We start from the raw sequence: 23,521 nt of genomic DNA, 5'->3' as shown, positions 1-23,521 counted from the left end.
GGAGCTGGCGACATGGCAACTGAGTATGTCGACGACTACCACCGTCAGCTGATCGGACCGATGACCGCCATTTTCGGCACCCACGACGAGGACGAAGACAAACCCGAGCGCAAGCCCGCGCCCAAGAAGGCACAAGCCAAGCTGATCAAGGCACCCGCCACCGCCAAGGCCGAACCCAGCGCCGGGGAGGTCGAAACGACGTGAACGCGCTGGTGACAGGGAAGCCCAGCCTCGACCCGTGGGAATACGCCAGCGACATCGTCCGGGGCTACTGCGGCATCGCGTTTCACCACGTCGCCAACGACACAAAGATCCTCGATCCACGCCCCGACGGCACGGTCCAGCTGCCGCAAACCCCTGTCACCGCGGTCACCTCGGCACTGGGCTGGATGCCCGGCCCGACCGGCGTCTGGGACTGGCAACCGCTGACCTACCGCTGGATTCCACGAGGGCTGCTCTACAACGCCACCGCCGAAACCGGGCGCCTGCGGGTACCCGAGCCGAGCTGGCCCTGGGTGCCCGGCGGGCTGAAGATCATCTACAGCCACGGCTTCGAAGTGATTCCCGAAGACATCCAAGGCGTCGTGACGCGGCTGGCCGCGCAGATCTCCGCCAACCCACGGTGGGTGCAGCGCCGCAAGGTCGGCGACGTCGAAACCGCCTACTGGCAGTCGGCCGAGCCGATCCGCGACTCGGACAAGACCATATTGGATCGCTATGCCGCACAAGAGGTCTCGTGATCGCCGAGCCCCTGGGTGATCAGACAATACTGGTCATCCAGCGCGGCGAAGGTGTCACCGCCGACCCACTGGGGATACCGGCCGCCGACGAGCGCACCACCGCGCAACCGGGATGCAGTGTGCAGCCGAAGTACTCCACCGAGGTCATCGCCGACACCGACTTCACTCGAACCGTGTGGGTCGTCTACGCACCGCCGACCCCATTGATACTGGCGCTCAAGGCAATCGATGAAATCGGCTACCTCGGCGAGCGATACGCCGTGCACGGCGACCCGACCCCGTGGACCGGCGAAGACGGCGCGGTCGACCATGTCCGATTCCACCTACGGCGCTCGAGGGGGTGATGCTGTGCCGTCTCGCTACAGGGTCGATGCCAACGCGTTCGCCGATTTCCTCAAGAACTCCAGCTACATCCACGCCGAACTCACCCGAGCCGGACAAGAAGCGGTGGCGATCTGGAAGGCGCTCGCGCCGGTCGGCAACCGCACGCACATCACGCGCGGCGGCTACGTCGACCGGCCCGGCTCCTACCGGGACTCGATCCGCTACAAGATCATGCGCAACCCGACCCGCATGAAGGTCCGCGTCTACACCACCGACTACAAGGCCCACTGGCTGGAATTCGGGACCGTCAAGATGGCCGCACGCCACCCCATGGCCGACGCCCGCGAGGAACTGCTGCGCCAAGCCAAATACAAGCGTCACGGCATCTGAGGCGAAATGTACATCGACACAGAGACATTCGTCATCGCCTACCTGGCGCCACTGGGCTACGTGCGCGCCGAGATGCCCAACACCCCGCCACTGCCGTTCCACCTCGTGAGCCGCATCACCGGCTCCGATGACGGCGTAACTGACTGGGGCACAGTGCAAATCGAGGTATTCGCCGCCAACCGCAACAGCGCTCGCGTGGCGGCCCGCCGGATGCACGCCCGGATGCTGGCGCTCAGCCCACGCGCGGTCGTGGCCACCGACAAGGGACCGGCCAGCATCGACCACCGCGCCACCTTGCTCGGCCCGGCATTCCTGGACTACCAGGACGAGAACCTCCAACGCTACGTCGCCCGCTACGAACTCGCGACTCGCCTTACTTCCCAACCTCTTTGAGGAGATCCCCATGTCCGGATTCGTCTTGTGGGACGCCTTCTTCGGCGGTAATGCCACTCGAATCACCAAAGCCCTCTACGGCTCGTTCCTGGTCCGCGACTACGGCGATGCCGCCACTGCCGTCGCCGCCTACTCGCCCTTCGATCCCGAAACCGGCAACCTCTCGCCGACCCTGCTGACCACCGACGGCTGGCGTGACGTCGGCCTGCTCAGCGAGCAGGGCGTGAGTTTCGCACCGCAGTTCCAGACGGTGGACACGATGGTCTGGCAGAGCCGCCAGGCCCAGCGCACCGACGTCACCCAGGACGCCGAGGAATGCAGCATCCAGTGCGCCGAAGCATCCCCGGTCGTCGACGCGCTGCGCGAAAACCTGCCACTGCAAGGGCTCCCGGCGATGGGCGCCATCGGCTACACCGTCACCAAGCCCAAGGTCCCGCAGATGGTGTACCGGCAGGTGCTCGCCCTCGGCGTCGACGGCAGCTCCGGCCACAACGAGTACTTCGGTGTGCTGTTCCCGCGATCACTGATGATCAAGCCCGACAAGGTCGACTGGCAGGCAAAGACCGAGATCCTGACGCCGCTGACCTTCGGCTCCTACCCCGACCCGTACTCCGGGTTCTCGGTGCGCCGATTCCGGGAAGGACCGGCCTGGCGCGCGTCCGGCGGCACCACGACCGCACCGGGCACCCCCGTTGCCGTCGCGGTCGCCGGGGCGAAAGCGACGCTGACCTTCGCGCCGCCGACCTCACCCAACGGCCCGTTCCTCTATCGCGCCAACAAGATCGTCGCCGGAGTGACCACACCCGTCCCGCCCGCCAACGTGACCGTGAACTCCACTTCACCGTCGGCGGTCGTGCTGACCGTCACGGGCCTGACCGTCGGTGACGCGTCGACCTTCACCGTTCAGGCGACCGGCGCGAACGGGTCACAGTCGGTGCCCTCGACGGCGAGCAACTCGATCACCGTGCTCGCCTGACCCCATCTCGACCCGGTAGTGCGGTTCCTCGGCTGGCCGCACTACCGGGCACCCCCCAACAGCCGAGATCCACGACAGCCGAAGGACTTTCCATGGCAACACGCAATATCCGCAAGACTCCTGTCTCTGCCGTCCGTCAGCCCAAGGCGCCGCTGACCGCGAAGAAACTCTCCATCGCCGAGTTCGAAGGGCAGGCCCTCGACGCGCTGGGCCAGCTGCCCGGCTACACCCTGATCCTCGACGGCGACGGCGGCGAGCTCAACATCCCGCACCCGCTGCTGGTCGCCGACGAGCGGATGGAGGAGATCGAGCGAGTGCAGGCCGGTCTGGACCTCGACCAGGAAGACCTCGTCGACCCCGAAACCGGCAAGACCATCACCGTCCCGGCGACCCCGGCGACCATCGACGGCGAACCGGCCGACTCGCACACCGTGCGCCTCGCGCGGGCGGTACTCGGCCCCGAGGACCACGCCCGACTGCTCGCCCACGGCGGCAAATCCGCCCACGTCGCGCTGGCATGGCAGGCACTGGCCGCCGAGGTGCAGGCGGCCAGCCCAAAACGCTAGAAGTCGTCGAAGTCCTCAAACAATGGCCGCTCGAGGTCCAGTCGGACCTCTCGCGCTACCACGGAATCCGCATCCGCGACTGGTGGCACGGCCAGCTCAGCTCCCAGGAAGTCTTCGCCTACATCGCCCATCTTCCAGACGAGTCAGCGACGAAAACCGGTGCCCGCGAAGGTGACTGGACCCAGGAACGCTACCTGACCACACGCCTGATCAACGAGTTCCTCTGCTACCGAGCTGATTTCGCCTCCGCGCACGGCGGAGACATGAGGCCCGCTCTGATCCTCTCGCCAGCACAGCTCGCAGCAAAGGCAGCCGAACGGCAGCAGTACCTGGACCTGCGCGAAATGATGCTCGCCCAGATGCGTGGCGAGTACCAACCACCCACGCGGACAGTCACTTTCGAGACCGAGGACAAACTCGGCCGAACAGCGACCCCACCGCCGAGCGCGTAAAGGCGGTGAACAATGGCCGGATACGGCGGCGTCTGGATGGACATCATCCCGCGCCTGGACATGGCCGTGGTCGATAAACTGTTCGGCAACGCCTCGCGGCGCGCATCACGAGCATCCGACGAGATGGCCCGCGCCTTCGCCGGGCAGAACGTCTTCGCCCCAGCGACCACGCAGCTCGACCGCTACGTGGCACGGATGGAAACACAGATGCGCGCCGCGAACGCGGTGATGGATCGCGCCTCCGAACGCCAGGTAGCCGCCCTGGACCGCGTCGCGGTCGCCGAACGCCGCCTCGAGGCCGCACGCGCCCGCAGCACCGAGATCCTCGCCCGCAACGGCGCGACCTCCGCGTCCTACCTCAGCTCCCTGGCCGCGCAGGAACGCGCCACCCGCAACCTCGCCGCGGCCCAGCGCGAACTCACCGCGGGCAACGCCGCCGTGGTCACCGCCACCCGAGGCGTCGACGAAGCCGCCCGCCGCCAAGCCGAAGCCAACACCGCCGCCGCGGCGGCTGCGGGCAGGTTCAGCGCCGCAGCAGCCAAGACGACCGCCGTCGTCGGTGTCGGCATGGCCGCCGCGCTGATCATCGGCGCCAACAAAGCCGCCGACCTCAACCAGCAACTCAACCTGCTCGTCTCGGGCGCGGGTGAATCCCACGACAACCTCGAACTGCTCCGCGACGGCGTACTGGACCTGCAATCGACCTGGGGTGCGAGCGCGAAGTCCCAGGCCGACGCGCTGCTGCTCATCGAGCGCGCGGGATTCCACGGCGCAGACGCACTGAAGGTACTCACCGCAGGCGTTCAAGCCTCCAAGGCCGAAGGCTCGAACCTCTCCACGGTCGTGCACCAGCTGACGACCACCATGAAGGACTTCCACGTCCCGATCACACAGGTGAACGAGGCCATGTCGGCCTCGGTCGCCGCAGCGGCGATCTCCAAAACCACCCTCGAGGACTACGCCGCCGCGATCGGCACCGTCGAAGCGGTAGCCGCCAGCGCGGGCATGAACCTGTCCGGCCTCAACGCCGCCTTCTCGGTGATGACCCAGCACGGCCTCACCGCGCAGAACGCCGCCCAGAACATCCGCCACGCCATCCTGACTCTCCAGAGTCCGCAAGGCCCGCAGCGAGACGCATTGGGCCAGTTCGGGATCAGCGTCACCGAGCTCCAGGCAGGGCTGGCCGACCCCAACCGCCAGCTCGGCGGCACGATGCAAATGATCCAAGACGCGATCGATAAGGCCACCGACCCGGCCACCGGCCGCGTGCGCCTGGACCCGCAGAAGATGAGCAAAGACGCCTCCAAATCTCTTGCGGCGCAATACGAGAACCTCAACCCGTTCCAGCGCAAGATCGCCGACCGATTCAGCGGTCAAGGCGAAGTGTCGGACAAGAGCTTCCGAGCGATCGTCAGCAAACTCGGCGGCGAAGACCAAGCACGACTTACACAGTGGTTCACCGCATTTCAGAAGCTACACGGCGTCAACTCCGCCCTGCGCAAGGGCATGAACCCCGACCTCTCGGTCCAGCAAGCACAGAAACTGCTGTTCGGCGACCAGCCGACGCTACAGGTCGCCAACAACATTGTGGGCAAATACTTTCCGGAGTATCAGCGCAGCTTCGCCCATATGGAAGACGAGAGTCACAACGAGCCGGACGGAACAGTTAAGGGCGCCAACGAATCCCAGCAGTCGCTCAATGCTCAGCTAGCGAATCTCAAGGGCTCGATAAATAGCGTGCTGACCGATCTCGGTCAGTCTTCGCAAGGGCCACTCACGTCCTTCGTCAAGGGTCTTTCGAGTTCGGTCCAGATGCTGCGCCGACACGAGACGGCGGTACAGACACTCACCGTCGCTGCGATCGGCGCGGGCACCGCATTGCTACTGATCAAGGCAGGCAACGGTATCGCTGGACTGTTCGGGGCTGGGGAAGGCGCCTTCGGTGCGTTGCTGCGGCGCGGCGTTGTGGCAGGCGGGCGGGGCATCGGCAGTGGTGTCGCCGCCACCGGACGGGGCATCGGTGGCGCCACCGCCGCGATCGGTCGCGGTGCCGCAAGCGTGGGCAGTGGGCTCGCGGACTACTGGGCCTGGAACGCGCGTCCGCGCGCCGAAGCCGCTCGCGGTACGGCCAGCCGCGCCGTCGGCAATGTCGGGTCTACGGTGTCCGGCTGGGCAACAGCGGGAGCCCAGGCGGCCGCTGCGGGCGTCTCGGCGGCGTCGAACGCCATGGGCCGCCTGGTCGGCGCGCTCCGCACGGGCGCGACCTCGGCGGCGACGAGCATCGCCAGCATCAGCCGCGGCATCGTCGCGCTGGGTGTGTCGATGGCGGCGAACCTGAAAACCGCTGTCGTCACCGGATTTATCAACGCCTGGAGCGGCATCCGCACGGTGACAGTGGCGATCACGCAGATGACGATCGCCCAGCGCATCGCCGCAGCATCGACCAGGGCGTGGGCCGCCGCGCAGGCACTGCTCAACCTCGCGTTCAGCCCGGTCGGGCTGATCGTGATCGGCGTCGCCGCACTCGTCGCCGGTCTGATCTATGCCTACAAGCACTCCGAGACCTTCCGCAACATCGTCGACGCAGCGATCCGCGCGGTCGGTGCCGCGTTCCAGTTCGTGTGGGATGAAGTCCTGCGCCCGTGGTTCGAGAACCTGAAGCGGATAGTCCTCGACGTCTGGTCCTTCGTCCAGCACTACTTCGGGTTCTGGAAGAACCTGCTGACCGGCGATTTCTCCGGAGCCTGGTCACACGCGAGGGGCATGGTCTCCGCCGCCGTCGACGGAATCAAGACTGTCCTCAGCGGCCTCGGCGCGGTGATCAAAGCGCTCTATTCGGTCACCCTGAAGCCGACGGTCGACGCGGTCGGGCGCGCCCTGACCGGGATGCGAAACTTCTTCTCTCGCACCGTCGATGCGGTCCGCAGCCAATGGAGCAAGCTCCAGGAAATCACCGCGAAACCGGTCCGCTGGATCATCCAGCACGTCTACGACCGGGGCGTGCGGCCACTGTGGAATCGCATCGATAAGGTCTTCGGCGGCGGTCACCAGTTGCCCGAGATCAAGTTCGAAGCCGCAGGCGGTGGCATCTGGCCCGGTTCCGGTATCGCGCACGGCGACAAGGCGGTCTGGACCGGCCCCGGCGTCATCCCCGGATACAAGCCCGGTCACGACGAAGTCAACGCCCGCCTCTCGCCCGGCGAGAGTGTGCTGACCCCGGAGGCGACCCGCGAGCTCGGTCCCAGCACCATCATGGCGCTCAACCGCAAGTCCGGGCGCCGCAGCGCCAACGATGCCGCGGGGATGCCGATCCACGCCGCAGGCGGATTCCTCGGCGGCGTCAGTGATTTCCTCGACAGTGCCTGGGACAAGGTCGCCGACGCGGGCGCCTTCACCGCGCGCCTGAGCGCCAACCCCGCCGCCACCATCAAGTCGCTGTTCGCCGGGACCATGCGCGAGGCAACGGCGACACCAGGGGAGCAGTCCCAATGGCGCCGGATGCTCGTCGACATCCCGCGACGATTCGTGGCACACGCCGTCCAGACCGCAGCGAACTGGAACGGGCTGCGCGGCAACGGGAATGCCAGCACGCCCTTCACTGGCAGCGGTGACCTCGACGGGTGGATCACCCAGGCAATGGCCTTCGCGGGCGTAGACCCAGGGCACTGGGGACCGGGTTTGCGCACGCTGATCATGCGCGAATCCGGCGGAAACCCCAACGCCCGCAACGACACCGACATAAACGCCGCCAACGGAGACCCCTCACGCGGGCTGATGCAGACCATCGGCGCAACCTTCGACCGGTATCACGACGAACGGCTAAGCCCCAACATCTACGACCCGGTCGCCAACATCGTCGCCGGAATCCGCTACATCCAAGCCCGCTACGGCGACATCGACAATGTTCAGCAGGCGAATCCGAATCTGCCGCCGAAAGGCTATGAAGGCGGCGGCGTCGTCGGCGAGATCAGCGACAAGAAGCGGTCTGACGGGCCTGATCGGACAGCGCTCGATCGTGCGCATGCCTGGCTGAATTCTGTACTGGGAACGCCCTACCAGCTCGGCGGACTCGATTGCAGCATGCTCATCTCCGGCATCTACCAATCGCTGCTCGGGCGTGACCCGAATCGCCGCGCCTTCAACACGATGTCGGACTTTTTGAGCCTGGGCTTCAAGAAGGGTCTCGGCGGCATCTTCTCTATCGGGGTGCTGCCCAAGCCGGGCGCGGCCGGTCACATGGCCGCGACCTTCGACGGCCTGCCGGTCGAAACGTCCGGCACGGGCGGACGAGCGATGATGGGCGCGGGCGCCACCGGCGCGGACGGCTCCCTGTTCACCACGCACTACTACCTGCCCGGCTCCCTGTTCTCCCCGCCCTACACCGGCGCCGGAGCCAGGCCGGGCCAGGGACAGGCGCAGGCGAACAAACTCGACGAACGCTCCGGCAAGTTGCGCGCGCAAGTCGAGAAGGCCAAGGAGCAGGAACGTGCGGCCACCGAATCCGCGGCAAAGCATGACAAGGTCGCCGAGGACGCACTGGCCGACGCGGCACGCTACGACGCCAATGCCGCCGAAGCGCTGCTGCCCAGCGACCGCCAGCGCTCGATCGAGCTGGCCAGCAAGGCACGCGAGCGCGCCCGCAAGGCCCGCACCGCCGCCGACAAGGCACGCGACAAAGCCGCCAAGGCACGCCAGCGCGCCGAGGACACCACCGTCCAGGCCGACCAAGCAGACCAGGATTCCCGCACCGCGCGCACCGCGCCAGAACGGCCCGAGGACACCGACAGCCGAAACTCCGCCGACGCCAATCGCCTGCTGACCCCGCGCGAGGCGGGCGAGCGGATCGGCGGCATCCTCGTCGACGGCCTGCTGGAAACGTTCGGGCTCGAGGACACCGTCTTCGCCGATCCCAACAAGTCCTATCTGCTGCGGGTCGGCAACGCGATCCTCAACCCGTTCGCGAAAGTTCCCAAGAACAGGGGAGATTCGACCGATCGCAGCGGTTCTGGCCCGGACTCCGACGACTACGACTCCGGGGACTACCGCCAAGACGACCCGAGCGAGGACTACCCGGTCGACGACGAGCCGGACGACTACCTCAGCATCGACCCCGGCGACGACCTGACCGACGAACCGGCCACCGGCTGGGACGGCTCACCCGAGGACGACGAACCCCTCGACCCCGGACCCGACGTCCCGTCACAAGCCGACACAGAGGAGCATCCGAGCCTCGGGTCCTTCCCGCGCCCGCAATGGCTGCCCGGCGTCGGCGAAACCACCCCGCTGGCTCCGACATCACCGACCCAGCCCAAGCCCTCACTGGGCGGGACGCTGGCCGAGCTGCTCGGCGTGAAACCACCTCAGGTCCACGACCAGGGCGGCTACCTCATGCCCGGCCTCACGCTGGTCAACAACGCCACCGGCATCCCCGAGCCGGTCCTGGCCCCACGCGAGAAAGACAACCTCACCGCCATCGCACGCATGGGCATCGGCGCCAACCTCTCCGCCCCAGCGAAGTCCTGGGTGCACATCGAGAACTACCACCAGGGCTCGAACCAAGACGGTCACGCCGCCGGTCGCCAGATCGCGCGGGAGATGAACGCCTACATCGGAGGGGGGTCGCGGTGACCCTGCACATCCCGTCCTCGCCGCCGAACCTGTGGCAGCTCAATTCGTTTCTGGCAGAGGACGAAACGGTGATCACCTGGGTCGGCGCGGACGGTTCGCGCTGGCCGCTCTCCGGTGGACTGGCTCCGATGCCCGGCGTGCAGGACGGGGTGTCGATGCGCGAAATCAGCGGGCTCATGGGTGGTTTCAAGCACCTGGACCAGCAATCCGCGCGCCAGGACGGCGTCACGTGGGAAGACACGGTGTGGGAGGCCGCAGAGATCGACATCGGGATCACCATCTCGGGTCGATCTGCGCGCGCCTACCGCATCACCGCCCATAACTGGATCAACTCCTGGGACACCAGGACTCAAGGCCGCCTGTGCTTTTACAGCCGCCAGTACGGGGAATGGTGGACCGATCTGCGCCTGCTCAAACAGCCCGGCGAGGTGTTCAAGAACTCCCCGGCGTCGATGACCATGCAGGACTTCACGTGGGCGGCCCGCGCGGACCTCCCGTTCTGGACCAGCTTCGACTCGGTCTCCGCCTTGGTCGCGAACTCGCCGACGAACCTTGCTGACCCGAAAGGTGTGGGCGCGCCTAACTTCTTGCCGCTGTGGAACCGCGGCGACCAAGACGGCTGGGCGCGGTTCGTGTTGCGCGGGCCGGGCACGTTCACCTTCGGGGACGGGGTCTCGAACAACACCGTCGCCTTCGGACCCGTTCCCGCCGGGGTGCAGGTGCTGGTCACCACCCTGCCGCGCCTGCGCGCCATCACCGAAATCAATACCGGCGTCAACATGTACGAGCTGCTCACCGGCCGATTCACTACCCCGATCCCGCGCGGGCGCGCGGTCCACATCCCATGCAAGGTCACCGGCGCCGTCGCCGCGCAGACCAAAGTCATCGCCAGCTTGACTCCGTATCGGAGGTGGCCGGAATGACTCCGATCGACCTCGACACCCTGGACTCCCGTCTGGTCATGCGGGCGGTCGACACCGAGCTGAAACGCCAGAACGACGAAAAGCGCGCTCGCCACCCCGAATTCGTCATCGAGATTCTCGACAACGAATACGGCGGCCACGGCGAAATCACCGACTATATCTCGGCCAACATCGTCTGGAAACGAAACGCGACCTCGACAGGCACCATCGTCCTCAACGGCGATGACCCCCTCGGCGCGTATGCGATGCGCTGCCGGACCACCGTCGTGCCGATCATCGCCGAGGTCAACGGCTACAAGTGGACCGGTCGCGTGGATACCGCCAGCTGGGATCTCGTCGACGGCGTAGCAACCTATACGCTGCAACTGATTTCGGACTGGCAGTGGTTCCACCGAATCCTCGTATGGCCGAATTTTCTGCTCCCCATCCAATTCCAGGTACCCAAGGAAGCCATCTATATCGGCCCGGCATGTACTGTCCTGGCTGCCATGTGCTTCGAGCAAGCCATTCGGTTACAACTCGGGTTGTGGGAGGTCGTCAACAACATCCTCAATCCGGCCGCGTGGTTCGCGACGGCGGTAATGAAGGAAGGGCTTCTCACCCCGATCGCGGTCGTGCCGATCAACCCGCTCACCGATACGTCGAAATGGGTTGCCATATCGGGTCGTATGGACACGGTCGCGACCTTGAGCGAGCAGGTGTGTAAGGACAACGGTATCGATCTGTCTGCCGAAGCGTGGCGGCCCGGCGACCCGCAGCCCTGTCCACAGTGGTACACCCTGAACGAAGCCTGCGTGGTCGTGCGGATCAAGGACAAGTCCGGTGTCACCGGCCCGACCGGCACGATCGTCGACGGGCTGATCAAAGAAGCCGTCGATATCGCCGATGGCATGCTCGGTGAAATCCTCGACCCGTTCGCCGACTCCGAATACCGGCCCGAGGGAATCAATCTCGCGCCAGCGTTCGGGGTGAACTGGGTCCGGCCCTGGACGGTGCTGCTGCCCGATGTCCCGCGGTCAGGCATCAAGGAATGCCACATCACCGAGCATCACCCGCTGGCCTACACCGTCGTCGGCGGCGGGCGGTCACCATCGTGGGTGAACAAAATCATCGACGTGATCTTCGAGTTGATCCTGTCCGAGATCCTCACGGTGCTCGGCGCCGCGGGTATCAGCTCCACGCTGCTGGATGGATTGTTCGACAACATCATCCTCGCGTTCCAGCAGATCGAGAACGCCAAACGCCGATTCAAGCTCGGCCGGTTCGGGTTTCCCGAATTCTTCACCGGCACAGGATCAACCGCCTACACCCTCGACGAATTCTTCGCTCTCGAAATCGCTATGTGGGATACGCGCGGCTATACGAGCTGCCAGGCGGTGATGTATGACGGAATCCCGTACAGCCTCGGACGCGATTATCAAAATGGTGATCTGATGTCGTGGATTCACGCCGGGAAGCTCTACACCGACTACATCACCGAAATCGATGCGACGGATGATCGCAACGAACGCGTCACCGTGCTGACCAAAATCGGTGACGGGTCCGCCCAGGAATCCCCGTGGGCGAAATTGCAACGCCAGCTCTCCGGTTTCAAGTCCGCGATGCAGATCGCGATGCTGTCCTCCAACTGATTTCATCAAGGGGGTACCTCAGTGCCCATCACCACCAATCCCGATGGGTCGATCACCTGGACCGGCTCTGTCACCTTCTCCGGCGCCACCGACCCCCTCTCGACCGGCGTCGCCACTCTCACACTTACTCCGGCGGGCGGTGTCAGTAATCTGCCCGCGCTGGTCAACGGTGAACCCGGCGTGCCGCCGAGGTTCCGCAACGTCGTTGTGCACCAAGTCCCGTACGGCACAACGCCTCCCGCGCCCACATGGACGCTGGTCTCGCCCGGTGGCGCGGGCACGGCCTCGGTCTATGACCTCGATATCCACCTCAACTCCGGCCAGCAAGGAGCCGCGGGCACCAACGCCGCGGTGCTCACCGCAGGCGACGTCGTCTCGACCGGTATCCAGGACGGCTGGGAGCTGATCTATTCCGCAGCCACCGCGAAACTCGTGGCCGGGCCGCCACGGCGGGTGATCGGCCCGTTCATCTCCGCCTTCAACGCGCCCTACAACGGCAACGCGGGCAGCTACGTCGTCTCCACCATCGGCATACCCGCCCAGCCGTGGGCGTGGCGGCCCCGCGCCTCGGCACACCTCTACGTCGGCGGCACACCCAACGTCCACGTCGATGCTGTTGTGCGCCTGGGCGATCCGGTCGCCGGGGACATCGTCGGCTACGGCCTTGGCGTGACCGGCGCCGGACCGGTCCCGGTGAACGTGGTCCCGCATTTCGGCGGCGCGATCACCGGCACCAGCACCTACGGCCAAATCGCGGCAGGTACCGCAGCGACGCTGTATCTGGTCGCGGTCCAGACCGCCAGCACGACCGACAACTGGAACACCGTGAACACCAACGGCCAGTTCATGATCGACGTGGTGCCGATCTGATGCCCAGCCCACAGTTCATGCAGGCATTCGGCACCGCGCTCGGAGATCTGATCGGCGCCAACATCGCCGACGCGATCACCCAGACCACCGGCGGCATCATCAACCTGCGCGGGTGGGCCACCCAGCTACGCCAGCAGGCCGCCGACGCGATCAATAAGGCCATCCGCGCACAAGCCACCGCCGACACCGCCCAGAACACCGCCAACGCAGCGCACGTCGTCGCCAACGGCAAGCCCTCGATGGGTGAGATCCCGTTATCCACCGACCTGTGGAAGACCCTCTCGCGCGCCGAGCAGTCCACCTTTCCTCGAACCCAGCTGTCATTCGGAAGCGCACCGTCGACCGCGTCCGGCGGCAGCCAGTCTGGATCGCACTCCCACACGCTCAACCGGGTACCGGACTACCAGCCCTCCGGCAACGGCACCAACTACCTCGAACTCGGCTTCATCCGCGTCACCAAGGACTGCGCCTTGTCCGAAGTGGGGTTCATCTCCGGCAACAGCCAGACCTTCGCCGGTATCAACGGCTGCTACCTCGGCGTATTCAAAATGGACACCGCCACCGGCGCGCTGACCCTGCTCAACCCTGGCTCGGCCACGGTGAACATCGCGAACTCGGTGACCACACGCAACACCGAGCACCGGTTCTCCCTCGGCGTCACCATCAACGCCCGCCAGCACGAGATCTACGCCATCGGCGTGCTCCAACAGACCGGGCTGATTCAGACCGCCGCCGCACTGATGTGCACCACGCTCGCCGATCTCAACCGCTCCGAGACCGCGTACCCCCGCAAGAACTACGCCTACGCCGGGACCTACAGCGCGATGCCCGCATTCGTCGCCGAGTCCGATCTCAACTACGACCGCTCCACCAAACTGCCGTTCTTCTACCTGCGGGAGGCCACGTGACAGACAAGCTCGCGCACGTCAAACAGTTCTTCGTCGGCGTTGTCCTCGACGGCTTCGGCCAGCGGAAATTCACTGGTATCGAGGGACTTTCGGTCGATCTGCTCTACATCCACAACAAGGTCGTCCCAGCCCTGTACGACGCGATCAAAAGCGACGACCCCGCCTACGACCCGCACAACGAAATCGTCCACGGCGCAGCCGGAACCGAGGCAACCGGGACAGGGGCCGTGCGCTGGTTCGTCGAACTCCTCGAGGCTGATCGCGCCTTCCAGGGGCTCAAGGACGAGACCTGCGAGCTGTATGTCCGCATGTACAAATCCTGCGCGCAGAACGGGTGCTTCCTCGACGGCCTGCGCGCCGCGCTGCGCGCCGACGACCCCGCATGGAGGGCACACCCATGAGCGCACGTTATTGGCCTCTGGCCCGCAATTCCTTCGAGCTCTCCTCGGGGTTCGGTCCGCGGTGGGGCGGATTCCACGCCGGGCAGGACTTCGCCGCCTTCGACGGCACCCCCATCTACGCCTGCCAAGCCGGGACCGTGCTCTACATCGGTGCCGCCTCCGGCTACGGCGAATGGATCGTGCTCGACCACGCCGACCACGAAGGCGGCGGCGTCACCGAATACGGCCATATGTGGGACGCACGAACCACCGGCCTGCGGGTCGGCGACCACGTCGACGCCGGGCAACTCATCGCCTACGTCGGCAGCAACGGCCAATCCTCCGGCCCGCACCTGCACCTGTCGGTGATGCCGCGCGGCTACGACCCCAACACCAAAATCGACCCCCTCCCGTGGCTGGCCGAGGCCAGCTACATCGGCGAAAGTGACGACACACCAATGCCCCTCACTGGTCTGGACTTCGCCGGGGGCCGCCCCGGCGCCGCAGCCATCCGCGACGCAGGCTTCAGCTTCGTCGTGCGATACCTCTCCGACGGCGGCCGGTCACTGCCCGGCAAGCAGTTGCTCCCCTGGGAAGCCGACGACTACCGCGCCTGCGGCATCGAGATCGTCAGCAACTGGGAGACCTGGGCCGATCGCATGCGCGACGGCTGGCAGGCAGGCGTCGACGACGCCAATGCCGCACTCGCACATGTCCTTCGATGCGGGGGCCGGTCCGACCGCCCGATCTACTTCAGCGCCGACTGGGACGCCGCCGAATGGGAGCAGGACGCCATCGACGACTACCTACGTGGCGCGGCCTCAGTCGTCGGCGCCGAGAACGTCGGCGTGTACGGCGGTTACTGGGTCGTGCGGCGCTGCCTCGACAACGGCACCGCCGCCTGGGCGTGGCAGTGCGAGGCGTGGTCGGGCGGGAATGTCGACCCCCGCGCTCAACTGCGCCAGCTCAACAACGCGGGCTACGCCTACGTCGGCGGCGTCCAATGCGACCAGAACATCGCTCTCACAACCGATTACGGACAGTGGTCGGCTCTCACGGAAGGCAACGACATGAACCCTGAACAGGCACGCCAGCTCACCGAAATCTGGGAACAGCTGCGCGGCCCCGGCGGCAACGGCTGGGCACAGCTCGGCCAGAACCGCGACGGTCAGAACCTCACCCTCGTCGACAAGGCTGCTCAGCTCGCCGCCCAGCTCGACACCATCGCCGCCGCACTGCCCGCGCTGGCTGCCCGTATCGAGAAGCTGGAAGCGAAGTGAAAGCGCGCCTGCTGCGCCTGGCGCAGATGGAACCCGCGCTCGTGCGCTCGGTACTCGTCGCGATCTCCGCCGTCGTGGCCGTCGTTCTCGGCCGGGCCGTCGACGTCAGCTGGATCGACACCACGGTCACCATCTACGGAATCGTCGCACCGATCGTGGCGGGCTGGTTCATCCGCGGCGCCGTCATCGCACCCAAAGCCCACGCCGAACGCGCGGCGCTCCGGTGAGTATCGACTGGGTCAGCATCGCGACCTTCGCTGGCGGCGGCCTCGGCGTGGAGGCCGCCCGCCGCACGGCCAGCATGCTCACCGCCCGGCGCCGACGAGACCATCCCACCGACACCGAAGCCCAACATGACCGGCTCGAACTCGCCGAGCACGATCTGCGCGTCTCCGAGCTCCAGCTCGAAATGGCGCGCGACGTCAACAAAATGCTCGTCGCGACACTTGAGACCTACCGGCGAGAACTCGCCGACCTGATGGCACGTGTCGACATCCTCGAAACCAAACTCCGCGCCAGCGACGCCGAACAGGATCGGCTCAAAAAGCTACTGCGGCACGCTGTTTCGGTACTGCGCGACTTCCTCGAAGTCGCCGCAGACCACAACATCCCCGCACCCGAGATGTCCGACGACCTCAAAGCGGAGATCGAAAGGGGGTAACCCCATGAGCATTCCGCCCGGCGTGATCACAGTCCAGGTCGCCGCACTGCCGTCCACGGCGGGCGCTGTGCGGACGGCCAGCATCACCGCTATCCCCTCACGCGATCTGGTGTGGACACCGACCGGCCAGCACCTGTCGAGCATGTGCACCACCTTCCCCGCCATGGGCTGGGTGCTGCTGCCCGCAGTCGACCAGGACGGATTCGTCGCCGCCGGAACCACCGACGCCGTCATGGGCTGGTCCTACCTGATCAACGCGACCTGGACCGAGGCCGACGGCACACACCGCGTCGAGAACGGCATCATCCAGGTCTTCAAGAATCAGACCAGCGTCTTTCTGACCGACTGGAACTCCGAGCTCGTTGTCCCGCCGGACTACCGCGTCTCCTACGTCCGCACCGTCAACGGGCTCGAACCCGACGACCACGGCAACGTCCACGTCTCCGCCGTCGTGACCTCCACCGGCATCACCGATTCCAGCGCCGTCGGCCGCTCGATCCTCACGGCCGCCGACAGCCAGACCGCGCGCGCCAGCATCGGCGCGGGCACCTACACCAAACCCAGCACCGGGATACCCGCTCTCGACCTCGGGGCCACAGTGCAGGCCAGCCTCGCCCGCGCCGACGGGGCCGTGCCGCGCGGCGAGCTCATGGTGAACGTGCGTGACCACGGAGCCCTCGGCGACGGCGTCGCCGACGACACCGCGGCGATCACTGCGGCCTACACCGCCGCGGCAGGGCGCCCGCTGTATTTCCCCGCAGGCACCTACCCGGTCACCACGCTCCCGGACCTCGCCGACGGCAGCCGCCTCATCGGCGAGGGGCCACTGCGCTCGGAGATCCGCTACTCCGGCACCGACACCCTGTTGACCCTGACCGGCAAGCAGGACATCGCCTTCCGCTCGCTCGGTATCCACCTCAGCGGCGCCGGGGCAACCGCGATCACACTGTCAGGCTGCTTCCAGATCGCCCTCGACGACGTCCGCATCCGCGGAGCTCATACCAGCGCGACCGGCGCGACGTACCGGAACCAGACCGGCCTGCGCCTGGTCGCCAACACCGGCAACACCCGAATCCACAACACCGTGCTGGCCAACCTCGGTGTCGGCCTCCAGACCGACGCCATCCAGAACGAGATCACCAACTCCAAGGTGGTCAACTGCTACAACGGCATCAAAGGAGCCGGGGCGGGTAACTCCTCCGGGCTGGCCGCGGTCGCAACCGAATTCATCGCCGACGGCGCAACGACCACCGCCGCGCACGTCGTTATCGAAGGCGTCGGTGCCACATGGATTTTCGAGTCGTGCTGGTTCGAAGGCAGCGACTACGGGCTCATCGTCGGCACCCTCGGTGTCGGCGGTCCGTCGAGTTTCGCCATGATCGGCTGCAAGATCGGGGCGAAAAGCGTTGGTATCCAGCTCAACCGGTGCCGTCAGCCGTCACTGATCGCGTGCGAGTTCAACGAAGACCAAGGCACGATGATGACCGAGCTCGTCTTCGCCGCAGGCGGCGACGAGGCCATCGAGGGCTTTGCCGCCAACCTCGTCACGACCCTGCGCCCGGATTTCTCCGACGCGGACTTTCCCCAGTACTGGAATGTGCTCCGGCGAGGGCAAGCACGATTTCCCAATCTTCGCTCCTCGTCGAACCTTTCGGTCGCTGGAACAACGACCACAGGCAGCCTGCGGGTCACCAACGGCGCAGGCGCAGCGCGGGTGCTCACCAGCGACGCCGAGGGCAACGCCAGCTGGCAGACGCCCGGCAGCGGGGGAGGAACCGCGCCTGATGCGACGAGCACCGTCAAGGGACTCGTCCAGCTGGCAGGCGACTTCGGCGGAACCGCCGCTGCGCCCACGGTTCCCGCGCTGGTCAACAAGGCCGACGCGGCTCGGCAGATCATCGCCGGAACCGGCCTGAGCGGCGGCGGCAGTCTCGTCGCCGACCGGACCCTCGCCGTCGTCTACGGCACTGCTGCGGCAACAGCCTGTGCAGGCGACGACCCGCGCCTGTCCAACACCCGTGCGCCGACCGGCGGGACGGTCGCCTGCGACTTCGTATGGGTCGCCCAGACCGGCACCCGAACCACCGGCGTAGGCGACCTCGCCGCAGGCATGTACGTCGGACGCCCGTTTACCCTGACCAAGGCCATCTACCAGTTCGACAGCGCCGATGGCGGTGGCTCGAGCACCGTCGAGCTACGCCGCAACGGCGCCCAAGTGCCCAACTCGAATCTCTCCGTCACCGCCACCAGCCAGGTCGACAACACGACGACCGACGCGGCGCGCACTGCGGCGATCAACATCTCCTACGCCGTCGGCGACCGGCTTGCCCTAGCCCTGACAGCTCCCGGCACCACACCCGGAAAGGGGCTGCGCGCCTATCTGTTCGGAACCTGGGACTGATGTTCGTCACACGGGCCTCCGCCCCCGCTGGCGCGAATCCCATGGGCATGAACCTGGCGACCAACTTCGCCATGACGGCCAACACCGCCGCGCAGGTCACCGGGTGGGCGGCCCGCGCGGGGTTCGGCGCCACCGTGATCACCAGCAGCAAACTCGTCGCCGACGGAGGCGCAGCATGGATGCTCAACGCAAAAGCGGTGCTGACTGCGGCCTGGCCGAGCTCGACGGCGCTGACGCTGACGGTCATGAAGAACGCCACGTCGGTCGCGACGATGGCCATCCCCTTCAACAACACCACCGCCACACTCACATCGGTCGCGCTCACCCTCGCCAGCGGCGACACCGTGTGGCTCAGCTACACCACCCCGCTAGGAGCCTCCGCGACCCTGCTCAGCGGAGCGACGAACACCTATCTCTACTTCACCTGACCGCAGAAAGGACACCATGCTCGCGATCGTGCTCGAGCTGCTGCTCGTGATCATCAAGCACGCACCCGAAATCGCGGCACTGGCCGCCTCGGCCAGCGCCTGAAACGTGCTGATCGAAATCGCCCTCCCTTCCCGAAACCGGGAAAGGGAGGGCGATTTCGTCGTTTCGCGGATCTCACAACTGAGCGAGCCGAGTTAGCTTCACATAGATGGTGTCGCCGTCCGCCTCCAACCTCGCTGAGCACGACCACGCACTGCGAAGCAGCGCACCGAAACTGTTCTGGCTGTCCACGTTCCCGGCCGCCGTCCATCCCGCAGCAGCGTCACCCGTGACTGTCTCCCCGGAGAACTTCGCCGACCCCGGCGACTTCAACTCACCCTCTACGAGCTCCCTGCACTTACCCGTGAGCAGGCGCTGCCGGTGCATCTCCAAGTTCCTCGCCTCGTCCTCGGGCGAGCTGGAGCATCCAAGAACCACCATCGCGACGGCAACCAGCGGTATGCAAGTCGCGCTGCTCTGTCGGACTTGACGCGCTGACATCATGACATTTGCCCCCTCATCTGCGACCGATGCAAAGATCGTCCGCCGAGCCGATCGCGCCGTCAACCGGACCATCCGCTGAGATTCCGAACCTCGACGCCAGGCCACGCGAACATCGTTGTGCAGCTGCGCGATCTCGTAGGACATCGATGCCACGAAGACCGCTGCGTCAACATCATCGGCCCTCACGGGTCGGATTCAGCGATCGGTTGATGCCCTGACCCTGCCCGGTCCCTCCCCGCTCAACGGAGGGCGCTGGCGCAGGGGGACTTCTTACCGCTGCACGTGGGTCGGTGCCTTGGCCCAGCCAATGCAGCCGCTCGGCCTCGGTCAGCTGACCTTGTCGATCAAGCCTCTCGTACGCTGCCTGTCTCGCCGCGTCTTGAGCTCGCGCTGCCTCACGCTCGGCCGCCCGTTCGCGCTCGCGCTGTTGTTCTGCCGTCTCGCGTTCGGTATGCGCGTTGTCGCCGCGCTCGACGATCACACCGAGGGTATCGATCCCTTTGACGATTTCGCGGCGGGCTTCCTCACGTACCTGCTCCAACCGCGACTCGATTGTCCGCACTTCTTCCGAAGTGTGGCCAGAGGCCACGAAATCATCTCGCGCCTGCACCAACTCGGCTTCCCGGATTTCCGCGAGGTCGCGGCTCAACGTCGCGTGTGCATCACGCACCTTCTCGACAGGAACCGCTTCGCCACTATCCCAGGCTGAATTAATGTCTCGGGCCTGATCTTCCATGGCCTGCGCTAGCTCAACGTTCTTCACTTTTATTTGTTCACGCGTTTCCGCGGTTTTTGCTAGCTCTCGGTCACGGGCTTGCTCGTTCTCGCGCGTCTCGCGTACTTCGCGAGCCCGTTCTGCGTCCTTCCGGCCGCGTTCGGCCCCTTGGCTGAACTTCTGCACAGCTCGGAATCTCTCGGCAGTCTCACGCGCCTGCGCAAGCGTTGCGATTTTCCCTTTGCGCTTTTGGAGGTCGACGGCTACCTGCTCGCGTGCTACGTCTGCAACCCCTGGCAGCTCGAGCTGAGGCGAAGGCTTTTCGAGTGATATCCCCTTCCCGAATGCTACGCGGGCTTGATCGCGCGTCAGCTCGATGTGAATTACCCTGTTCTTGAATTCGTCACGCAGTTTGGACAGCTCACGTACATACTTTGGCGACATCTTCTCGCCAACAACAGTTCGTATAGTGAGCGTTTCTATTTCACGGGCGGCGAGAAGCTCCCGATCCTTCTTCAGTTCCCGGAGATCATTCGCGCTTCCGGTTTGACCGGACTTCTCCTCTAAGGCGTGAATCTTGCCGTGATCATCGGCACGTTCCTTGTCGTAGTGGCGCGGCCCCAGAGAGGTAGGACGCGGGTCCGGATGCCTCACATGGCCCTGTTCGCGGTCCCCCAGGACCTCGTTGGTGCCGCTCTCGAAAATCCGTCCCCGTTCCGGCGGGTTGAAATCTTCCCGGATCTTGTCGTACTCGTCGGGCATCGCCGAACGCACCCCCAATGACGTCCTTGAACAGGACGGCTTTCGCTACGCGCCTCCGCGCGATAACGCGTACTCTTCAGCGAATTCGCGCAGCATTTCAGCGATGGCGGAGAACATGCCCCCGTCGGCAGGATCGTGGTCGTCGATCATGAGCCTCATCAGCCCATAGGCGGTATCGCCGTCGGCATCGAATCCGTATTCGAGCATCGGATTGACGTGATCGTAGAATGACTTGTCACGGCCGAACCATTGATAGTCTTCCCAATGCGCGCCTGCGAACCGGATGAAGCACTCGCCGAGGAAGCAAATGAACGCGTCAGCAATATCGGCATTCTCGGGCTTCATCGCCGTTGCCATATCTGGGAACAACTCAGCGACCGTGACGTCCAATTGCCTCAACTCAGGCGCATCCTCGGGCCACGGCGCAGACGGAAGATCGCCTATCTCGGCCCGGCGCAGGAACTTTCGCACTTGTGCCGCCCTGCGATCGGGGTCGACCCATTTTCCCCACTCGGACTGCTCGAGTGGTACGCCGAGGTCCATGCCCAACTGGTCGCCGGTTCCCATGCTTGTCCCTTCGTGGTGTCGTGCAGTCGATTCGGAGGTTCCACCGTGAGTGTCGGCCTTGCATTATTCCAGTCGCGCGTCCATCCCGTGAAAGCCTTGCAGGAATCGGGTCATGCCCGCGAAGTTGTTGACCGCTCGCGGTAGCAGCCCTCCTGCTACGTAGGTGAAGAACGGTATGCCGTAGTTGGTTGTCGTGTGTGGCACGACGATCGCGGGTTCGAATCCGTCGTAGAGGGTCAGGATCGACTTTTCGCCCATGTGGACCAGGTGCATCTCGTGGTATTGGCGGCGGTCGAACCAGCGGCCGTGTCCGTAGCGGATCAGGCATTCGCCGAGGAAAACAACGACCTGGTCGGCGCGGTCAGTGTTTTCGGGGGCGACCATGGCTTTGCGGTTCGGGAACCAGTCGGTGAGCAGCGCGCCGATCCGCTCGACGTCGGCGCTGTCATCGCTCCACGGCTGCGGTGGCAGGTCGTCCCATCCGATGTGATCGAGGAAGGTCTGGAGTTGCCGCACGCGACGGTACGGGGCGATCCAGGCGTCCCACGCAGGGTTGGCGCTCGGGCCGGGGCTGGCGTGGAGGAATCGCTGGAGTGCCGCGGCGGCCGCGGTATGGCGTTGTTGTTCGCGGCGTCGGTATTCGTCGTCGACGTATTCGGTTTCGGATTCGGGCCGGAAGTGGCTGCGGATGTAGTCGAAGCCGTATTCGGCCGCGTAGTTCAACCAGAACCGCACAGCGGTCGGCCCTTCACCCTTCGGATCGTCATCTTCGTTGTAGACGGCGGGTCCAAAAGTGGAGTAACACCACTCGTAATCGGTGTAGTGGGTGTAGCACTCGCCGAACCATCGCAGGAACTGATCGACCAGATCGGCATTGGCCGGGTCGGCGACGGTTTCCTTATCGGGGAAGATCTGATCGAATGCCTCGCCGACGCGATCGATGGCCTCGCGAGACCAGATCGGTTGCGGCAGATCAGGGAACGTCTCGGTGGCGAATCTTCGCAACTGGGCGTCCATCTGAGCGAACCAGCGCACCCAGTCGGCCGGGCCGGGAGGCGTGGGCCGGGTGGTGGGTGTGAGGTCGAGCTGGCCGAGATCGATCATCATCTGCTCGTCGTTGCTCATCTCGCCCCTTATCGGTGTGGGTTGTCGATGATTGTCGCGGGGCTGTCGGGTACGAGGTCGGGCGGGAGGCGTCCCAGGTCGATACGTCGTGGTGGCTGGATCGGGGGCATGCCGTGTGATCGGCGGCGGGGCTGTCGTGCGCTGCCGTTTACCAGGTCTGTGACCAGCGCCTCGTACAGTGCTCCGGTCTGCCTGAACGGGGCGCTCAGTGGGCAGTCCGGGAGGGATTGGGGCCATTTGTCGAGAAGCACGGAATAGCAGGCGATCTGGGCGATGAGTTCGCCGACTGTGGCTGGGTCCGGATCGTCATCGTCGATGAGGACCACCGCGTCGGGATCGTTGCCCAAATGCCAGGTCACCTCATCGTCGAGTGCGCGGACGACGGTCGTGTAGAGGTCGAGTGCATCGCCTTCGAGGTGGTACACGGCGAGGTCGTCAGCGCTGCGGATGACCACATGCTCGAGTAGTTCCATCCACAGCCCGACGCAGACACGGGTTGCGTGCCCGAGCTGGGTCGATGGGTCGAATAGGCCGTCCCACAGGCTGAGCAAGCGAACCATGTCGGGAAGCGGAGCCAGCCCGGCATCCGCGGCCGTGTCCGGTCGGTCGTGCGCTCGCCGCCCGCTGCCGGTGATCGTCCATTGCCATTGGCCGTCGCGTGAGTCTCCGTAGATGTGCCCGTCAGCCGTCAGTGTTTCCAGGATGTGTGTCAGCCTGGGTAGCGAGCTGTACGAAATCGCTTCAGCGATCTGGGTTGTGGTCTCGGTGCCGCCTGTGTCGGCGAGGTGCCGGAGCACTCGGAGTCGTGCTGCGGTGTTCTCGCTGTCGCGTCGGGAACGGGCGCGGCGGCCCATGGG

General features: G+C 65.6%; 24 protein-coding genes. 19 read left to right on the top strand and 5 right to left on the bottom strand.

The genetic code is table 11. The features are described from left to right. The first annotated feature begins 12 nt into the window (after positions 1-12). From F5X71_RS34710 to F5X71_RS34620, 19 genes are all read left to right on the top strand, one after another. Positions 13-204, top strand: coding sequence for a hypothetical protein (locus tag F5X71_RS34710; RefSeq protein ID WP_167465777.1), 192 nt, complete (start codon positions 13-15; stop codon positions 202-204). Beyond that, a complete protein-coding gene (locus F5X71_RS34705) occupies positions 201-740 on the top strand; it encodes a hypothetical protein (RefSeq protein WP_238815620.1) in 540 nt (179 codons plus the stop codon). Before F5X71_RS34710 ends, F5X71_RS34705 begins: the two co-directional genes overlap by 4 nt. Then, positions 737-1,084 (top strand): hypothetical protein, encoded by a 348-nt coding sequence (locus F5X71_RS34700; RefSeq protein ID WP_167465775.1) that lies wholly within the window; start codon positions 737-739, stop codon positions 1,082-1,084. The genes F5X71_RS34705 and F5X71_RS34700 overlap by 4 nt, the downstream gene beginning before the upstream one ends. 4 nt (positions 1,085-1,088) lie before the next feature. Further along, positions 1,089-1,454, top strand: a complete 366-nt coding sequence (locus tag F5X71_RS34695) for an HK97 gp10 family phage protein (RefSeq protein ID WP_167465774.1) — start codon at positions 1,089-1,091, stop codon at positions 1,452-1,454. A 6-nt stretch (positions 1,455-1,460) separates the two neighbouring features. After that, positions 1,461-1,847: a hypothetical protein gene (locus tag F5X71_RS34690; RefSeq protein WP_167465773.1), complete on the top strand. Its 387-nt coding sequence runs from the start codon at positions 1,461-1,463 to the stop codon at positions 1,845-1,847. Positions 1,848-1,857: 10 nt separating this feature from the next. Beyond that, positions 1,858-2,823 carry a hypothetical protein gene (locus F5X71_RS34685; protein ID WP_167465772.1) on the top strand — a complete coding sequence of 322 codons (966 nt, stop codon included), beginning with the start codon at positions 1,858-1,860 and terminating at the stop codon, positions 2,821-2,823. A gap of 92 nt (positions 2,824-2,915) precedes the next feature. Then, positions 2,916-3,389, top strand: coding sequence for a hypothetical protein (locus F5X71_RS34680; protein ID WP_167465771.1), 474 nt, complete (start codon positions 2,916-2,918; stop codon positions 3,387-3,389). Then, a complete protein-coding gene (locus F5X71_RS34675) occupies positions 3,341-3,841 on the top strand; it encodes a hypothetical protein (protein WP_167465770.1) in 501 nt (166 codons plus the stop codon). The genes F5X71_RS34680 and F5X71_RS34675 overlap by 49 nt, the downstream gene beginning before the upstream one ends. 12 nt (positions 3,842-3,853) lie before the next feature. Then, on the top strand, positions 3,854-9,469 hold the full coding sequence (locus F5X71_RS34670) for a phage tail tape measure protein (RefSeq protein ID WP_167465769.1): 5,616 nt from the start codon (positions 3,854-3,856) through the stop codon (positions 9,467-9,469). A gap of 128 nt (positions 9,470-9,597) precedes the next feature. Then, positions 9,598-10,392, top strand: a complete 795-nt coding sequence (locus F5X71_RS34665; RefSeq protein ID WP_167465768.1) for a hypothetical protein — start codon at positions 9,598-9,600, stop codon at positions 10,390-10,392. After that, the gene (locus tag F5X71_RS34660; RefSeq protein ID WP_203218242.1) at positions 10,389-12,023 is read left to right on the top strand and encodes a hypothetical protein; all 1,635 of its coding nucleotides are present in this window, start codon (positions 10,389-10,391) and stop codon (positions 12,021-12,023) included. Before F5X71_RS34665 ends, F5X71_RS34660 begins: the two co-directional genes overlap by 4 nt. 21 nt (positions 12,024-12,044) lie before the next feature. Next, positions 12,045-12,893 carry a hypothetical protein gene (locus tag F5X71_RS34655; protein ID WP_167465767.1) on the top strand — a complete coding sequence of 283 codons (849 nt, stop codon included), beginning with the start codon at positions 12,045-12,047 and terminating at the stop codon, positions 12,891-12,893. Next, on the top strand, positions 12,893-13,801 hold the full coding sequence (locus F5X71_RS34650) for a hypothetical protein (RefSeq protein ID WP_167465766.1): 909 nt from the start codon (positions 12,893-12,895) through the stop codon (positions 13,799-13,801). Before F5X71_RS34655 ends, F5X71_RS34650 begins: the two co-directional genes overlap by 1 nt. Continuing rightward, positions 13,798-14,202, top strand: a complete 405-nt coding sequence (locus F5X71_RS34645; RefSeq protein WP_167465765.1) for a hypothetical protein — start codon at positions 13,798-13,800, stop codon at positions 14,200-14,202. The genes F5X71_RS34650 and F5X71_RS34645 overlap by 4 nt, the downstream gene beginning before the upstream one ends. Then, positions 14,199-15,461, top strand: a complete 1,263-nt coding sequence (locus F5X71_RS34640; protein ID WP_167465764.1) for a peptidoglycan DD-metalloendopeptidase family protein — start codon at positions 14,199-14,201, stop codon at positions 15,459-15,461. The genes F5X71_RS34645 and F5X71_RS34640 overlap by 4 nt, the downstream gene beginning before the upstream one ends. Continuing rightward, positions 15,458-15,688, top strand: a complete 231-nt coding sequence (locus F5X71_RS34635; RefSeq protein WP_167465763.1) for a hypothetical protein — start codon at positions 15,458-15,460, stop codon at positions 15,686-15,688. Before F5X71_RS34640 ends, F5X71_RS34635 begins: the two co-directional genes overlap by 4 nt. A gap of 47 nt (positions 15,689-15,735) precedes the next feature. Then, the gene (locus F5X71_RS34630) at positions 15,736-16,122 is read left to right on the top strand and encodes a hypothetical protein (protein ID WP_167465762.1); all 387 of its coding nucleotides are present in this window, start codon (positions 15,736-15,738) and stop codon (positions 16,120-16,122) included. 4 nt (positions 16,123-16,126) lie between these two features. Further along, positions 16,127-18,523 carry a glycosyl hydrolase family 28-related protein gene (locus F5X71_RS34625; RefSeq protein WP_167465761.1) on the top strand — a complete coding sequence of 799 codons (2,397 nt, stop codon included), beginning with the start codon at positions 16,127-16,129 and terminating at the stop codon, positions 18,521-18,523. Beyond that, positions 18,523-18,951 (top strand): hypothetical protein, encoded by a 429-nt coding sequence (locus F5X71_RS34620; RefSeq protein ID WP_167465760.1) that lies wholly within the window; start codon positions 18,523-18,525, stop codon positions 18,949-18,951. Before F5X71_RS34625 ends, F5X71_RS34620 begins: the two co-directional genes overlap by 1 nt. Before the next feature lie 175 nt (positions 18,952-19,126). Here F5X71_RS34620 and F5X71_RS34615 read toward each other — a convergent pair whose 3' ends face one another. From F5X71_RS34615 to F5X71_RS34595, 5 genes are all read right to left on the bottom strand, one after another. Beyond that, positions 19,127-19,681, bottom strand: a complete 555-nt coding sequence (locus F5X71_RS34615; RefSeq protein WP_167465759.1) for a hypothetical protein — start codon at positions 19,679-19,681, stop codon at positions 19,127-19,129. After that, positions 19,668-20,972 carry a hypothetical protein gene (locus F5X71_RS34610; protein ID WP_167465758.1) on the bottom strand — a complete coding sequence of 435 codons (1,305 nt, stop codon included), beginning with the start codon at positions 20,970-20,972 and terminating at the stop codon, positions 19,668-19,670. The genes F5X71_RS34615 and F5X71_RS34610 overlap by 14 nt, the downstream gene beginning before the upstream one ends. A gap of 45 nt (positions 20,973-21,017) precedes the next feature. Then, positions 21,018-21,539: a hypothetical protein gene (locus tag F5X71_RS34605; protein ID WP_167465757.1), complete on the bottom strand. Its 522-nt coding sequence runs from the start codon at positions 21,537-21,539 to the stop codon at positions 21,018-21,020. 63 nt (positions 21,540-21,602) lie between these two features. Continuing rightward, entirely contained in the window at positions 21,603-22,664 is a 1,062-nt protein-coding gene (locus F5X71_RS34600; RefSeq protein ID WP_167465756.1) for a hypothetical protein, read from the bottom strand. Positions 22,665-22,672: 8 nt separating this feature from the next. Next, positions 22,673-23,518 (bottom strand): hypothetical protein, encoded by an 846-nt coding sequence (locus tag F5X71_RS34595; protein WP_167465755.1) that lies wholly within the window; start codon positions 23,516-23,518, stop codon positions 22,673-22,675. Between the last annotated feature and the right edge of the window lie 3 nt (positions 23,519-23,521).

Source organism: Nocardia brasiliensis, from assembly GCF_011801125.1.
Taxonomy (GTDB): Bacteria; Actinomycetota; Actinomycetes; order Mycobacteriales; family Mycobacteriaceae; genus Nocardia; species Nocardia brasiliensis_C.
Note: the sequence above shows the minus strand (reverse complement) of the source record. Positions and strands in the feature narration are given on the sequence as shown.

Excerpts from the sequence above, each read along its gene's own strand:
- F5X71_RS34625 (WP_167465761.1), top strand. The coding sequence starts at position 16,127 with ATGAGCATTCCGCCCGGCGTGATCACAGTCCAGGTCGCCGCACTGCCG.
- F5X71_RS34665 (WP_167465768.1), top strand. The coding sequence starts at position 9,598 with ATGCCCGGCGTGCAGGACGGGGTGTCGATGCGCGAAATCAGCGGGCTC.
- F5X71_RS34680 (WP_167465771.1), top strand. The coding sequence starts at position 2,916 with ATGGCAACACGCAATATCCGCAAGACTCCTGTCTCTGCCGTCCGTCAG.
- F5X71_RS34620 (WP_167465760.1), top strand. The coding sequence starts at position 18,523 with ATGTTCGTCACACGGGCCTCCGCCCCCGCTGGCGCGAATCCCATGGGC.
- F5X71_RS34675 (WP_167465770.1), top strand. The coding sequence starts at position 3,341 with ATGGCAGGCACTGGCCGCCGAGGTGCAGGCGGCCAGCCCAAAACGCTA.
- F5X71_RS34650 (WP_167465766.1), top strand. The coding sequence starts at position 12,893 with ATGCCCAGCCCACAGTTCATGCAGGCATTCGGCACCGCGCTCGGAGAT.
- F5X71_RS34670 (WP_167465769.1), top strand. The coding sequence starts at position 3,854 with ATGGCCGGATACGGCGGCGTCTGGATGGACATCATCCCGCGCCTGGAC.
- F5X71_RS34685 (WP_167465772.1), top strand. The coding sequence starts at position 1,858 with ATGTCCGGATTCGTCTTGTGGGACGCCTTCTTCGGCGGTAATGCCACT.
- F5X71_RS34710 (WP_167465777.1), top strand. The coding sequence starts at position 13 with ATGGCAACTGAGTATGTCGACGACTACCACCGTCAGCTGATCGGACCG.
- F5X71_RS34600 (WP_167465756.1), bottom strand. The coding sequence starts at position 22,664 with ATGAGCAACGACGAGCAGATGATGATCGATCTCGGCCAGCTCGACCTC.
- F5X71_RS34595 (WP_167465755.1), bottom strand. The coding sequence starts at position 23,518 with ATGGGCCGCCGCGCCCGTTCCCGACGCGACAGCGAGAACACCGCAGCA.
- F5X71_RS34640 (WP_167465764.1), top strand. The coding sequence starts at position 14,199 with ATGAGCGCACGTTATTGGCCTCTGGCCCGCAATTCCTTCGAGCTCTCC.
- F5X71_RS34605 (WP_167465757.1), bottom strand. The coding sequence starts at position 21,539 with ATGGGAACCGGCGACCAGTTGGGCATGGACCTCGGCGTACCACTCGAG.
- F5X71_RS34660 (WP_203218242.1), top strand. The coding sequence starts at position 10,389 with ATGACTCCGATCGACCTCGACACCCTGGACTCCCGTCTGGTCATGCGG.
- F5X71_RS34690 (WP_167465773.1), top strand. The coding sequence starts at position 1,461 with ATGTACATCGACACAGAGACATTCGTCATCGCCTACCTGGCGCCACTG.
- F5X71_RS34610 (WP_167465758.1), bottom strand. The coding sequence starts at position 20,972 with ATGCCCGACGAGTACGACAAGATCCGGGAAGATTTCAACCCGCCGGAA.